The following is a 14051-nucleotide window of genomic DNA, read 5'->3' as shown; positions in this document are numbered from 1 at the left end:
GTCAGCGCGCGATCAACACCGGGAAAATCTTGCCCAGCCCGTCCGCCATCACCTCCACCGCCAGCGCAGCCAGGATCAGGCCCATGAGCCGGGTCATCACGTTGATGCCGGTTTTGCCCAGCACGCGCGCAATCGGGTCGGCCAGCGCAAAACACACGGCGGTGGCCAGCGCGATGACCACGCCGTAGCCCACCAGCGCCAGCGTCTGCCAGACGCCCTGCGCGCGGTCGGCGTAGATCACCACGGTGGACATGCTGGCCGGGCCGGTGAGCAACGGGATGGTGAGCGGCACCACGGCGATGCTGCTGCCCGCAGCGGCCTTTTCGGCGCCTTCTTCAAACTCGTTGGTGCTGGGCTTGGCCTCGGCGGGCTGGGCGTTGAGCATGTTCATCGCGCTGATGAGCAGCAGCATGCCGCCGCCCACCTGAAAGCTCTGCAGCGAGATGTTGAAGAAGTCGAGGATCTGCAGGCCCAGCAGAGCGCAGGCGGCAATCACGCAAAACACGCTGAAGCTGGCCACCTGGATGGTGCGGCGCCGCTGCGGGTACGAGAAGCCCTGCGTGTAGTGGATGAAGAACGGCACGATGGCCAGCGGGTTCACGATGGCCAGCAGGGTGATCAGGGGTTTGAGGTCCATCAGGGCGCTCCCAAGGGCAAGTGGGCGGGTGGTTCTTCGGGGGGCTCAGGCCAACGGCCGATGAGGGTGGCGCAGCCCGGGCTGTGCGCGAGTATGCGGTGTTTTCTGCGCCGTTTGGCGGTCGGGCATGCTGCGCTGCAGCGTGCCTGCGACAGCGTGGCGCCGGGCCTTCTCTTCTAACGCCCGCCCGACACATCCATCAAGGTGGCGGTGGTGTAGCTCGCAGCGGGCGACATCAGCCAGACGATGGCCTCGGCCACCTCGTCGGCCGTGCCGCCGCGCAACATGGGCACCTGGTGCGAGAGGTCGCGCACGCGGTCGGGCAGGCCGCCGCTGGCGTGAATGTCGGTCTCGATCAGGCCCGGGCGCACGGCGTTCACGCGGATGCCCTCGGCCGCCACCTCGCGCGCCAGGCCGATGGTGAAAGTGTCGATGGCGCCCTTGGCCGCCGCGTAGTCCACATACTGGTGGGCCGAGCCCAGGCGCGAGGCGGCGCTGGACACGTTGACGATGGCGCCACCGCTGCCGCCATGGCGCGTGCTCATGCGCCGCACGGCCTCGCGGGCGCAGACGATGCTGCCGATCACGTTGGTGTCGAACATGCGGCGCAGGCGCTCGGTGCTCATTGCGTCCACCCGGGCGGTCACGTCCACCACCCCGGCGTTGTTGACCAGGGCGCTGATGCGGCCCAACTGGGCGTCTACCGCCTGGAACATCGCCAGGATGTCGGCCTCGCTCGCCACGTCGCCCTGCACCGCGATGGCGGTGCCGCCGTCTGCCCGGATGGCATCGACCACGGCCTGCGCGGCGGCCTCATTGGCGAGATAGTTGACGGCCACGGCCCAGCCATGTTTTGCGGCCAGCCGTGCGGTGGCGGCGCCAATGCCCCGGCTGGCGCCAGTGATTAGTGCGATCTTCTCCATGGGGTGGGGTCTCCTGCAAGAATGGCGCATTGGAACAGGTTCTGCGCCCCGCCGCGCAGCGTCCTGGCCGACATCGCGGGCCTATTGCGGCCCATTCACGCGCCATATTTACCAAAGCAAAGGAGCATTCAGCATGGGACAGTTTGTTGATCTGACATCGAGTGACGGTTTTGTGGCCCCCGCCTGGATCGCCAAGCCCGAAGGCACGCCCCGTGGCGCCGTGGTGGTGCTGCAAGAGATTTTTGGCGTGAACTCGCACATCCGTTCGGTGGCCGACCGCTATGCCGCCAGCGGCTATCTGGCTGTGGCGCCCTCCACCTTCCACCGCGTCAAGCAGGGCGTGGAGCTGGGCTACACCGGTGACGACATGCAGGCCGGCATGGGCCTGAAGGCTGCCGTCGAGGCCCTGCCCGCGCCGGGCGTGATGCCCGACATCCAGGCCGCCATCGACTACGCCGCGCAGCAAAGCGGCGGCAAGGTGGGCATCGTGGGCTACTGCTGGGGCGGCCTGCTGACCTGGCGCTCGGCCTGCCAGCTGCAGGGCCTGTCGGCCGCCGTGCCGTACTACGGCGGTGGCGTGACCACACCGGAAGAAGTGGCCCGCACCCCCAAGGTGCCGGTGCTGGCCCACTTTGGCGAGCGTGACCACTGGATTCCGCTCGACAGCGTGCAGGCCTTCGGCAAGGCCCACCCGGAGGTCGAAGTGCATGTGTACGCTGCCGACCACGGCTTCAACTGCGACCAGCGCGGCAGCTACGACGAGGCCGCTGCCAACACGGCCCGCGAGCGCACCCTGGCCTTTTTTGCCAAGCACCTGGGCTGAGACCGCCCCAGTGACCGCGACACGATAGCGAACGACCAACGGGGGTGATCATGGCGGATTTCAGGCGTTTTTGGCCCCAAGCGCTAGTCCGTCATGCGCTGGCAGCTATGGGTTTGATAGCGTTGTGCGCTAGTGTCCATGCGGCCGATTACACCGGCCCCCTGTTCGACGCCCACCTGCACTACAACGAGGAAGCCTGGGACGGCAAAGCAGGCCCGCACCCACCTGCCGACGTGCTGGCGCGCATGAAGGCCAGCGGCGTGCGCGCCATCGTGGCCAACTCGCGGCCCAATGCCGGGTCGCTCACCCTTGCGGGCCTGCCGCAGACCCGCGAGGCTGGCGTGACGGTGGTGCCGTTTGTGCGGCTGTACCGCAACCGCGCCGACTACACCGGCTGGTTTGCCGACGACACCATCTATGACATGGTGCAGACCGAGCTGGCCCGGGGCACGCCCGCGGGCCCGTACCGGGGCCTGGGTGAATTCCACCTGTACGACAGCGCCAACGCCAACGGCCCCGTGGCCAAAAAGCTCATGGCCCTGGCCGAGCAGCGGGACCTGGTGGTGCTGGCCCATGTGGACGACACTGCCATCGACCTGCTGATGGCCAACACCCCATCCCAAGGCCAGAAGGCCCGGCTGATCTGGGCCCACACCGGCATTGGCGGCGCGCCGGTGGAGCGGGTGGACGCCCTGATGGCGCGCTACCCGGGCCTGGTGGGCGAGCTCTCGTACCGCCCCGGCCTGGTGTGCGACGACAACCAGCTGTGCCCCGCCTGGCGCGCACTGCTGCTCAAGTACCCCACGCGCTTTGTGATCGGCTCGGACACCTGGGTCAACCAGCGCTGGCAGTACTACGAAAGCCTGATGCAGGGCTACCGCCAGTGGCTGGGCGGCCTGCCCGCCGATGTGGCGCGCAAGGTGGCGTGGGACAACGCGGCGGGGTTGTTTGGGGTGGCCAGGCCTTAAGGCACTGGAATGCATGACCCTTCCTGTTTTTGGGTGACGCACGCTGATATGGGCGCTGACCCAAGCCAGGGATGCCAAGCAAGGGCCGCCCCGTAGCGAGGGCATCGTCCCCCTTCCCGGCGAAGCCGAGAGAAGGGGGAAGGCCCGAAGGGCCTCAGGGGGATGTTCCTATCTTGTCCTCGCCAGATAGCGCTTGCGCCAGAACAGCAGCACCAGGGCCACCGCGATGAACACCATCGACCCCATGGCCCACCAGAAGCCATCGGCCTTGTGCACCAGCGGGATGAACTCGAAGTTCATTCCGAAAATGCCTGCGATCAGGTTCAGCGGCAAAAACACGGCCGTGAGCGCCGTGAGGGTGCGCATGATGTCGTTGGTGCGGTTGCTCTGCACCGAAAAATGCATCTGCACGGCGGTTTCGGTGCTCTGCTCCAGGCGCCGCACGTGGTGCACCACGCGCTCGATGTGCTCCAGCACGTCGCGGCTGCGCACCTTGAGCAGGTCCAGCTCGCGCAGGCCGGTGGGGGTGTCGGGCAGGGCCCAGGTTTCCAGCGCGTCGATCCAGTCCTGCACGGCGGTGCGCTGGTCTTCGCAGATCTCGTCGAGCATGTGCAGCGACAGGCGCGCTTCGAGCAGCGAGGTCCAGTTCACATACCGCGCGCGGGGCTTGAGCAGCTCGGTCTGCCAGTGGTCCAGCTGGCGGGTGAGCTCGCGGCGCAGGTCCAGGTAGCCGTCCACCATCTGGTTGACCACGCGCAGCATCAGGTCGGCCGGGCTGGTGGGCAGGCGCGAGCCCGAGATCGGGCTGCTGCGGCCTTCGCCCATGCCGGGGCTGGCGTGGGCATTGCCGTGGGCGGCGGCATGGCTGGCGGTGGCGGTGGCGCCATTGCTATTGCCGTTGCCGTTGCCATTTGCCGGGGTGGCCGCCAGCAGCCGCGTCGCGTAGGCATCGCGCACCGCGCAGTCGGTGGGGTGCACGGTCAGCAGCAGCTGGTCGAACACTGCAAACCCCACGGGGCTGGTGTCGATGCGCCGCAGCACGGGCGGGCCGCTGCGTTTTGCAGGGGCGTTGGGGTGGTCGGGCTCAGTAGCCACGGCCGGTGCGGCGGGTGCGGCCGTCACCAGCTGCTCGGGCGGTGCAGCATCGCCCTGCACCGTGGCCAGGCGGCGGAAAACCAGCAGGTCGTACTGCGAGGTGTAGTCGTAGTGCGAGGGCAGCTGCGCGTTGAGCAGGTCGGACACATGCAGGTCCACCAGCTGCAGCCCGATCAGCGCCTGCAGGCGGCCCTGGATCTCGGCCAGCCGTGCCTGGAAGGCCGGGCGGGCGCAGGCCACCCAGAGAAAGCCCTGCGCTGGCATCTGGGCGGGCAGGGCGGTCAGCTCCTGCACGCCGCTGCTGTGGATGTGAAAGATGCGCATGGACACCGTTTTCAGTCAAAAGCGCCCGTAGCGCTAGTGGAATATGCGCTGACAGCTATTATTTTTGCAGCTTGCGGGCCACGTCGCGCGCAAAGTAGGTCAGCACGCCGTCGGCGCCGGCGCGCTTGAAGGCCAGCAGGCTTTCCATCATCACGGCATCGTGGTCCAGCCAGCCGTTGGCGGCGGCAGCCTTGATCATGGCGTACTCGCCGCTCACCTGGTAGGCGAAGGTGGGCACCTTGAACTCGTCCTTCACGCGGCGCACGATGTCCAGGTAGGGCATGCCGGGTTTCACCATCACCATGTCGGCGCCTTCGGCGATGTCGATGGCCACTTCGCGCAGGGCCTCGTCGCTGTTGCCGGGGTCCATCTGGTACACGTTCTTGTCGGCCTTGCCCAGGGCGCCGCGGGTGCCCACCGCGTCGCGGAACGGGCCGTAGAAGGCGCTGGCGTACTTGGCGCTGTAGGCCATGATGCGGGTGTGGATGTGGCCCTGCACCTCCAGCGCCTCGCGGATGGCGCCGATGCGGCCGTCCATCATGTCGCTGGGCGCGACGATGTCCACGCCCGCCTCGGCATGCGTGAGCGCCTGGCCGGTGAGGATCTCCACCGTCTCGTCATTGATGATGTAGCCGGTCTCGTCCAGCACGCCGTCCTGGCCGTGGCTGGTGTACGGGTCCAGAGCCACGTCGGTCATCACGCCCAGGTCGGGGAATTCTTTCTTGAGCGCCCGCACCACGCGCGGGATCAGGCCGTTGGGGTTCAGGGCTTCCTTGCCGTCGGGCGTCTTGAGCGACGGGTCAATTGCCGGGAACAGCGCCAGCACCGGGATGCCCAGCTTCACGCAGTCTTCGGCCACGGGCAGCAGCAGGTCCAGGCTCAGGCGGTCCACGCCGGGCATGGAGGTCACGGCCTCGCTGCGGTTGGTGCCCTCGTGCACAAACACGGGGTAGATCAGGTCGTCGGCGGTGACCACGTTCTCGCGCACCAGGCGGCGGGTGAAGGCATCGCGGCGCAGGCGGCGGGGGCGGTTCTGGGGGAAGGGGGCAGGGCTTTGGAGGTGCATCATCGGATTATGAAGCCCTCCCTGTGGCGCTGTGCACCGGCTCGCGCCCCGGTGGCAGGAGGACGGGCGGCGGTGGTTGGCGCTTCGGGCGCGCTGTGGAAAAGCCGCTTGTAACCGCCCAGGCCCAGTGCTAGATTGGGGCCGGGCGGCTTGCCGCCCCCCGCTTTTCCTCCCTGAGCGGGACCTGGGCTGCAGCGATGCGGCACAGGCTTTCCCGGCCCGGCGGATCTGCCGGGCTTTTTTTTGGGGTTGTCCCGTCGGAGTGGCGTAGGCCCGTAAACTGCCCCCATGCTCTGGGTCAAAGCCTTTCACATCGTTTTCGTGGCCAGCTGGTTTGCGGGCCTGTTCTACCTGCCGCGCATCTTCGTCAACCTGGCGATGGTGGCGCCCGGCTCGGCCGCCGAGCGCGACCGCCTGCTGCTCATGGCGCGCAAGCTGATGCGCTTTACCACCCTGCTGGCCGTGCCCGCCATTGCACTGGGGCTGTGGCTGTGGCTGGGCTACGGTATTGGCCGGGGCCCGGGCAATGGCTGGATGCACGCCAAGCTGGCCGTGGTGGTGCTGGTCATCGGTTACCACCACGCGTGCAGCGTGCTGCTGCGCAAGCTGGCCGACGGCACCAGCCGCCGCAGCCATGTGTGGTTCCGCTGGTTCAACGAAGCACCCGTGCTGCTGCTGCTGGTGGCCGTGGTGCTGGTGGTGGTCAAGCCCTTCTGACGGAGACGCAGAGGGCGCATGCACAAAACCTCTGCCTGGCCGCTCGCGCTGACGTACACGGCGCTGATCGTCTTTGCCAGCCTGTTCCCGTTTGACGGGTGGCGCGAACAGGGCATTGACCCCCTGGTCTTTTTGTTTGCGCGGATCCCCCCGCCGTACTGGACGGGGTTTGACGTGGTGACCAACCTCGTGGGCTACGCGCCCCTGGGCTTCCTGCTGGTGCTGGGCCTGTTGCGCTCGGGCTGGCGGCATGTGCTGTGGGCGGTGGCGCTGGCCACGCTGGCGGGCACGCTGCTGTCGCTGTGCATGGAGTTTCTGCAGATCTACCTGCCCCGGCGCGTGCCCTCCAACCTGGACCTGGCCCTCAACGCGCTGGGCACGCTGGCCGGTGCGCTGAGCGCCGCACTGCTGGAGCGGCTGGGCGCGCTCGACCGCTGGAGCGACTTCAGGGCGCGCTGGTTTGTGTCCGATGCGTCGGGCGGCATGGTGCTGCTGGCGCTGTGGCCGCTGGCGCTGCTGTTTCCGGCCGCCGTGCCGTTTGGCCTGGGCCAGGTGCTGGAGCGGCTGGAAGCCGCGCTCATTGACCTGCTGGCCGACACCCCGTTTCTGGAGTGGCTGCCCCTGCGCGAGACCGAGCTGGACCCGCTGTCGCCCAGCGGCGAGCTGCTGTGCGTCACCCTGGGGTTGCTGATTCCCTGCCTGCTGGGGTATTGCGTGATCCGCCAGATGGGGCGGCGCGCCCTGTTTGCGCTGGCGGTGGTGGGGGTGGGCATCGTGCTGACCGCTCTGTCGGCCGCACTCAGCTGGGGCCCCGTGCACGCCTGGGAGTGGATGGACCTGCCCGTGCGCGTGGGCGTGTGGGCGGCGCTGGCGTTGGCCCTGCTGATGCTGGCCCTGCCGCGCCGTGCCTGCGCTGCCGTGCTGCTGCTGGCGCTCACCTGGCATCTGGCACTGCTGAACCAGGCGCCCACCAGTGCCTACTTTGCCCAGACCCTGCAGATCTGGGAGCAGGGCCGGTTCATCCGCTTTTATGGCCTGGGCCAGTGGCTGGGCTGGTTGTGGCCCTATGTGACGCTGCTGTACGTGGTGTTTCGGGTGTCGCGGCGAGACGCTGGAGTCTGATTCACCGGGCGACGGCCTCTGGCGTTCTGTATGGCCGCCCAGGGGGTTTGGGGCTGCGCTCCGCCCGGTCTGGAAGGTGGGTGTCCTTAAAATGCGGGGATGAGCGACACCCCTACCGCACCGGCCGCAGCGCCCGGTTACTACCAGCGCCACATCTTCTTCTGCCTCAACGAGCGCACCAACGGGGAAGACAGTTGCGCCCACCACAACGCACAGGCGGGTTTTGACCGCTGCAAGGCCCAGGTCAAGGCCGCCGGGCTGGCGGGTGCCGGCAAGGTGCGTGTGAACAAGGCCGGTTGCCTGGACCGCTGCGCGGGTGGCCCCGTGGCGGTGGTCTACCCCGAGGGCACCTGGTACACCTATGTGGACGCGGCGGACATCGACGAAATCGTCGAATCGCACCTCAAGAACGGCCAGGTGGTGGAACGCCTGGTCACGCCAGCGGAACTTGGCCGCTGAGCGCGGCTCCATCCCTGTCTTGGAACGATTTTGGCAGCAGGCGCTAGTGGATCATGCCCCTGCTGCTATTGATTGAGTAGCAAATCCGTGAATGCCCAGACCGAACGCCTGACCCTGTCCGGCCCCGCAGGCGCCATCGAGGCCGTGCGCGACAGCGCCACCCTGACCGATGGCGCGGCGCCCCGTGGCATCGCCATCATTGCCCACCCCCATCCGCTGTTTGGCGGCACCATGGACAACAAGGTGGTGCAGACCCTGGCGCGTGCGTTTGTGCAGTGTGGCTGGACGGCGGTGCGCTTCAACTTCCGCGGCGTGGGCGCCACGGATGGCGTGTATGACGAAGGCCGGGGCGAGTTGCAAGACCTGCTGGCCGTGGTGGAGCAGGTGGCGCCCGCCGCCGAGGGGCAACCCCTGGCGCTGGCGGGGTTTTCTTTCGGGGCGTTTGTCACCAGCCACGCCCTGGAGGCCCTCTGGCCCTCGCAGCGCGTGGAGAAGGCCGTGCTGGTCGGTACGGCCGCCAGTCGCTTCACGGTGGCCCCGGTGCCGCCCGACGCCCACCTGCGCACGCTGGTCGTGCACGGTGAGCAGGACGACACCGTGCCACTGTCTGCCGTGATGGACTGGGCCCGGCCCCAGATACTGCCTGTCACAGTCGTCCCCGCGGGCGGTCATTTCTTTCACGGACAATTGCCGCTTCTGAAGAACCTGGTGGTCCGCCACCTGCAATCGGGCGCCTGAGGGGCGCCGCCCGGACCGGCTCCGGCCGTCTGCCGTCCTCCCTCTCCCGCCTTTCCTCCCACCCTTTTTTTCGAGCCTCTCCAGCCCCTTCCTGCCCCATGAAACGAATCCTGTCTGCGTTGCGATCCCTGGCCGTCTTTGCTGCGGTGGCCCCGGCTGCCTTTGGCGCTTTTGCCCAGGCGCCCCAGCCCCCCGAAATCGCCGCGCGCACCTACATGCTGGTGGATGTCACCGCCAACCAGGTGCTGGCCGCCAAGGACATCGACGCGCCAGTGGAGCAGGCCTCGCTCACCAAGCTCATGACGGGCTACCTGGTATTTGATGCGCTGCGCTCCAAGAAGATCGCGCTGGACCAGAAGCTGCCCGTGAGCGTGCGCGCCTGGAAGATGCCCGGCTCGCGCATGTTCATCGACCCCAAGATGCAGGTGCCGGTCGAAGACCTGATCAAGGGCATGATCGTGCAGTCCGGCAACGACGCCACCATGGCCCTGGCCGAAGGCGTGGGCGGCACGGCCGAGAACTTCGTCAAGCTCATGAACGACCAGGCGCAGGCGCTGGGCATGAAGGGCACGAGCTACAAGAACCCCGAAGGCCTGACCGAGCCCGGCCACACCACCACGGCGCGCGACCTCTCCGTGCTGGCCATGCGGCTGATGAAGGACTTCCCGGAGTACATGCACTATTACTCCACCAAGCAGTACAGCTACCCCGGCACCCCGGCATCGAACGGCAGCAACCGCAATTCGCTGCTGTTCCGCGACCCCACGGTGGACGGCCTCAAGACCGGCCACACCGCCGCTGCAGGCTACTGTCTGGTGGCCACGTCCAAGCGTGAATTCCCCGGTGTGGGCCAGCGCCGCCTGCTGTCCATCGTGCTGGGTGCTGCGAGCGAAAACGCGCGCGCGAACGAAAGCCAGAAGCTGCTGAACTGGGGCTACACCGCGTTCGAGGCGGTCAAGTTGTTTGACGCAGGCAAGCCGGTGGCGACACCTGCCGTCTGGAAGGGCACTGCAAGCACCCTCAAGATCGGGCGCGAAGAAGCCATCGTGGTGGCGGTGCCGTCCGGCAGCGCCGGCAAGATCACCACCCAGATCGCCCGCCCCGATCCGCTCGTGGCGCCCTACACCAAGGGCCAGGCCATCGGCACCCTCAAGGTCATGCTGGGCGACCAGTCCATCGGCGAAGTGCCCCTGGTGGCGCTGGAAGCTGTGGAGCAGGCCGGCATCCTGGGCCGCGCCTGGGACGCCATCCGCCTCTGGATCAAGTAACTCTGGATTGCCGAAATGAAGAGGGCACTTCTGAAACCATAGCTGGCTGCGCAGGTCCGGCAAGCGCCGGGCCTGGCTTTGGCCTCTGTTTTTGCAGCCAATACCTGCCAGTTACCGGAATCGCAGCAGGTGCCCTGCGACCTCGCAAGCCGCAGCAGGCTTGCCTTCCAGGGGGCATCCTGCTACATTAGAAGGCTTTTCGGAATTTCCGAAGGGATTCACGTTTTCGCTTTCACGAAGCAAATTCACGTTTAGGGACGTATTTCATGCCAACCATTAATCAACTGGTCCGTCAGGGGCGCGAGGTCGAAAAGACCAAGTCCAAGAGCCCTGCGATGGAAAACTCTCCACAGCGCCGTGGCGTGTGCACCCGTGTGTACACCACGACGCCTAAGAAGCCTAACTCCGCTCTGCGTAAGGTCGCCAAGGTGCGCCTGACCAACGGTTTTGAGGTGATCTCCTACATCGGCGGTGAAGGCCACAACCTGCAAGAACACAGCGTGGTGCTGGTTCGCGGCGGTCGTGTGAAGGACTTGCCCGGTGTGCGTTACCACATCGTGCGTGGTTCGCTGGACTTGCAAGGCGTGAAAGACCGCAAGCAAGCCCGCTCCAAGTACGGCGCGAAGAAGCCAAAGGCCAAGTAAGCCCTGGTTTTTCCGGTCTGAAGAATTTTCGGTGCTGTTTTTCCGCGTGGCGCGGAGTTGCAGCGTAGTGACCCCAAACGCAGGTGTTCTGCGCGGGTCGAGTAAGTGGGAGTCCAGAGATTGGCTCTCGCGGTGTCTGAAAAGATGCCAACTGAAGCAAAGATAGAGGTAAAAAATGCCACGTCGTCGCGAAGTCCCCAAACGTGAAATCCTGCCGGATCCCAAGTTCGGCAATGTAGAGCTGTCCAAATTCATGAACGTGATCATGGAAGGCGGCAAGAAGGCAGTTGCAGAGCGCATCATTTACGGCGCCCTGGAACTGATCGAGAAGAAGCACCCCGATAAGGACCCTCTGGAAGCCTTCACCGTTGCCATCAACAACGTGAAGCCCATGGTGGAAGTGAAGTCCCGCCGCGTCGGCGGTGCCAACTACCAGGTGCCTGTGGAAGTGCGTCCCGTCCGTCGTCTGGCCCTGTCCATGCGCTGGATCAAGGAAGCCGCCCGCAAGCGCGGTGAAAAGTCGATGGCCCAACGTTTGGCCAACGAACTGCTCGAAGCCACCGAAGGCCGTGGCGGCGCCATGAAGAAGCGTGACGAAGTGCACCGCATGGCCGAAGCCAACAAGGCATTCAGCCACTTCCGCTTCTAAAACGCGGATTTGCCCTGATATAGGCCCAAGGCTGCTGGCGTTTTGCCTGCAGCCTTGTGTCGATTTCAGGCAGTCACAAAATTGACGGGTTGCAGCGCCAGAATGCTGGGCCCGCCCCCGAAAACACGAACCATCCAAGGATCCACCATGGCTCGCAAGACCCCCCTCGAGCGTTACCGCAATATCGGTATCTCGGCCCACATTGACGCTGGCAAGACCACCACAACCGAGCGTATTCTTTTCTACACCGGCGTGAACCACAAGATTGGTGAAGTGCACGACGGCGCGGCCACCATGGACTGGATGGAGCAAGAGCAAGAGCGTGGCATCACGATCACCTCGGCGGCTACCACCTGCTTCTGGAAGGGCATGGACATGTCCTTCCCCGAGCACCGCATCAACATCATCGACACCCCCGGCCACGTGGACTTCACGATTGAAGTGGAGCGTTCCATGCGCGTGCTGGACGGCGCCTGCATGGTGTACTGCGCCGTGGGTGGCGTGCAGCCCCAGTCGGAAACCGTCTGGCGCCAGGCCAACAAGTACAAGGTGCCTCGTCTGGCCTTTGTGAACAAGATGGACCGTACCGGTGCCAACTTCTTCAAGGTCGTGGACCAGATGAAGCTGCGCCTGAAGGCCAACCCTGTGCCCATCGTGATCCCGATCGGTGCTGAAGACAACTTCAAGGGCGTGGTCGACCTGCGCAAGATGAAGGCCATCATCTGGGACGAAGCCTCCCAGGGCATGAAGTTCACCTTCGAAGACATCCCGGCAGACCTGGTCGAAGTGGCCAAGGAATGGCGCGAGAAGATGGTCGAAGCGGCTGCTGAAGCCTCCGAAGACCTGATGAACAAGTACCTGGAAGAGGGCGATCTGTCGGAAGAAGAGATCACCCAAGGCCTGCGCACGCGCACCATCAACGGCGAAATCCAGCCCATGCTGTGCGGCACGGCGTTCAAGAACAAGGGTGTGCAGCGCATGCTGGACGCCGTGATCGAACTCATGCCTTCGCCCCTGGACGTGCCTCCCGTGCCTGGCTTCGACGAAGACGACAAGGAAGTCACCCGCAAGGCGGACGACAACGAGAAGTTCTCGGCCCTGGCGTTCAAGCTGATGACCGACCCGTTCGTGGGTCAGCTGACGTTCGTGCGTGTGTACTCCGGCGTGCTCTCCAAGGGCGACACCGTGTACAACCCTGTGCGTGGCAAGAAGGAACGTATCGGCCGTATCGTGCAGATGCACGCCAACGAGCGCCAGGAAGTGGACGAAATCCGCGCCGGTGACATCGCTGCTTGCGTGGGCCTGAAGGACGTGACCACGGGTGAAACCCTGTGTGATCCCGCCGCCGTGGTGACGCTGGAGCGCATGGTGTTCCCCGAGCCTGTGATCCGTCAGGCTGTGGAACCCAAGTCCAAGGCCGACCAGGAAAAGATGGGCATCGCCCTGTCGCGCCTGGCTGCAGAAGATCCATCGTTCCGCGTGCAGACCGACGAAGAATCCGGCCAGACCATCATCGGTGGTATGGGCGAGCTGCACCTCGAAATCATCGTGGACCGCATGAAGCGTGAATTCGGCGTGGAAGCCAACGTGGGCAAGCCCCAGGTGGCCTACCGCGAAACCATCCGCAAGACGGTGGAAGAAGCCGAAGGCAAGTTCGTGCGCCAGTCCGGTGGTAAGGGTCAGTATGGTCACGTCGTGCTCAAGATCGAACCCAACGAAGCCGGCAAGGGCATCGAGTTCGTGGACGCGATCAAGGGCGGTGTGGTGCCTCGCGAATTCATCCCAGCGGTGGAAAAGGGTATCAACGAAGCCGTGACGCAAGGCGTGCTGGCTGGTTACCCCGTGGTGGACGTCAAGGTCACGCTGCACTTCGGTTCGTACCACGATGTGGACTCGAACGAACTGGCGTTCAAGATGGCTGCCATCTTCGGCTTCAAGGAAGGTTGCAAGAAGGCCGGTCCGGTCATTCTGGAACCCATGATGGCCGTGGAAGTGGAAACGCCTGAAGACTACGCCGGTAACGTGATGGGCGATCTGTCCAGCCGTCGCGGCATGGTGCAAGGCATGGACGACATGGTCGGTGGCGGCAAGGCCATCAAGGCTGAAGTGCCCCTGTCCGAAATGTTCGGCTACTCCACGACCCTGCGCTCCATGTCGCAAGGCCGCGCCACCTACACGATGGAATTCAAGCACTACAGCGAAGCACCTCGCAACGTGTCTGAAGCCATCATGGCAGCACGCGCCAAGTAAGTAAGCATTTCGCCCGGGCCGATCTGGTCCGGGCTTTGTTTTGTCTGCGATCCGGTGCCACTCTGTTCCCTGTGCGGAGTGAATCAGCAACCAGATGCAGACGTAAAACCACTACACAGGGATTGCTCTTTGGAGAATTAAAATGGCAAAAGGTAAGTTTGAACGCACCAAGCCCCACGTGAACGTGGGCACGATCGGTCACGTGGACCATGGCAAGACGACGCTGACGGCAGCTATTGCCACGGTGCTGTCCTCCAAGTTCGGCGGCGAAGCCAAGGCCTACGACCAGATCGACGCTGCGCCCGAAGAAAAGGCCCGCGGTATCACGATCAACACCGCCCACGTGGAATACGAAACGGCCAACCGCC

Annotated in this window: 15 protein-coding genes; 11 read left to right on the top strand and 4 right to left on the bottom strand. The window is 65.3% G+C overall.

The genetic code is table 11. The features are described 5' to 3' along the window. Window position 1 precedes the first annotated feature (1 nt). Window positions 2-637 (bottom strand): MarC family protein, encoded by a 636-nt coding sequence (locus tag DNK89_RS12760; RefSeq protein WP_015012174.1) that lies wholly within the window; start codon window positions 635-637, stop codon window positions 2-4. 176 nt (window positions 638-813) lie between these two features. Continuing rightward, window positions 814-1560 (bottom strand): SDR family oxidoreductase, encoded by a 747-nt coding sequence (locus DNK89_RS12755; RefSeq protein ID WP_110960419.1) that lies wholly within the window; start codon window positions 1558-1560, stop codon window positions 814-816. 133 nt (window positions 1561-1693) lie between these two features. Between DNK89_RS12755 and DNK89_RS12750 the strand changes: the two genes are divergently transcribed. Then, the gene (locus DNK89_RS12750) at window positions 1694-2383 is read left to right on the top strand and encodes a dienelactone hydrolase family protein (RefSeq protein WP_108497343.1); all 690 of its coding nucleotides are present in this window, start codon (window positions 1694-1696) and stop codon (window positions 2381-2383) included. 107 nt (window positions 2384-2490) lie between these two features. Further along, window positions 2491-3351, top strand: a complete 861-nt coding sequence (locus DNK89_RS12745; protein WP_110960418.1) for an amidohydrolase family protein — start codon at window positions 2491-2493, stop codon at window positions 3349-3351. A 168-nt stretch (window positions 3352-3519) separates the two neighbouring features. Here DNK89_RS12745 and DNK89_RS12740 read toward each other — a convergent pair whose 3' ends face one another. Then, window positions 3520-4770, bottom strand: coding sequence for a magnesium transporter CorA family protein (locus DNK89_RS12740; RefSeq protein WP_203422259.1), 1251 nt, complete (start codon window positions 4768-4770; stop codon window positions 3520-3522). 58 nt (window positions 4771-4828) lie between these two features. Beyond that, complete coding sequence (gene hemB, locus DNK89_RS12735) at window positions 4829-5836, bottom strand: porphobilinogen synthase (RefSeq protein ID WP_056643000.1); 1008 nt, start codon at window positions 5834-5836, stop codon at window positions 4829-4831. A 288-nt stretch (window positions 5837-6124) separates the two neighbouring features. Here hemB and DNK89_RS12730 point away from each other — a divergent pair, with 288 nt between their 5' ends. The 9 genes from DNK89_RS12730 to DNK89_RS12690 all read left to right on the top strand — a co-directional run. Then, window positions 6125-6553: a CopD family protein gene (locus DNK89_RS12730; RefSeq protein WP_015012180.1), complete on the top strand. Its 429-nt coding sequence runs from the start codon at window positions 6125-6127 to the stop codon at window positions 6551-6553. An 18-nt stretch (window positions 6554-6571) separates the two neighbouring features. Continuing rightward, entirely contained in the window at window positions 6572-7675 is a 1104-nt protein-coding gene (locus DNK89_RS12725) for a VanZ family protein (protein ID WP_110960416.1), read from the top strand. Window positions 7676-7774: 99 nt separating this feature from the next. Further along, window positions 7775-8134: a ferredoxin gene (locus DNK89_RS12720; RefSeq protein WP_110960415.1), complete on the top strand. Its 360-nt coding sequence runs from the start codon at window positions 7775-7777 to the stop codon at window positions 8132-8134. 87 nt (window positions 8135-8221) lie between these two features. Continuing rightward, complete coding sequence (locus DNK89_RS12715; RefSeq protein WP_110960414.1) at window positions 8222-8872, top strand: alpha/beta hydrolase; 651 nt, start codon at window positions 8222-8224, stop codon at window positions 8870-8872. Between the two features lie 98 nt (window positions 8873-8970). Further along, window positions 8971-10140: a D-alanyl-D-alanine carboxypeptidase family protein gene (locus tag DNK89_RS12710; RefSeq protein ID WP_110960413.1), complete on the top strand. Its 1170-nt coding sequence runs from the start codon at window positions 8971-8973 to the stop codon at window positions 10138-10140. Between the two features lie 266 nt (window positions 10141-10406). Continuing rightward, window positions 10407-10784: a 30S ribosomal protein S12 gene (rpsL, locus tag DNK89_RS12705; protein WP_015012185.1), complete on the top strand. Its 378-nt coding sequence runs from the start codon at window positions 10407-10409 to the stop codon at window positions 10782-10784. A gap of 175 nt (window positions 10785-10959) precedes the next feature. Further along, entirely contained in the window at window positions 10960-11433 is a 474-nt protein-coding gene (gene rpsG / locus DNK89_RS12700) for a 30S ribosomal protein S7 (protein ID WP_005798541.1), read from the top strand. 147 nt (window positions 11434-11580) lie between these two features. Beyond that, on the top strand, window positions 11581-13683 hold the full coding sequence (gene fusA / locus DNK89_RS12695; protein WP_015012186.1) for an elongation factor G: 2103 nt from the start codon (window positions 11581-11583) through the stop codon (window positions 13681-13683). Window positions 13684-13825: 142 nt separating this feature from the next. Next, window positions 13826-14051 (top strand): GTP-binding protein (locus DNK89_RS12690; protein ID WP_238990805.1); only part of this gene is annotated, 226 nt, incomplete at its 3' end.

The sequence above is a fragment of the Acidovorax sp. ST3 genome (assembly GCF_003231145.1).
Lineage (GTDB): Bacteria > Pseudomonadota > Gammaproteobacteria > Burkholderiales > Burkholderiaceae_C > Acidovorax.
The sequence above is the reverse complement of the archived record's forward strand: the minus strand, read 5'-3'. Positions and strand labels throughout refer to the sequence as shown.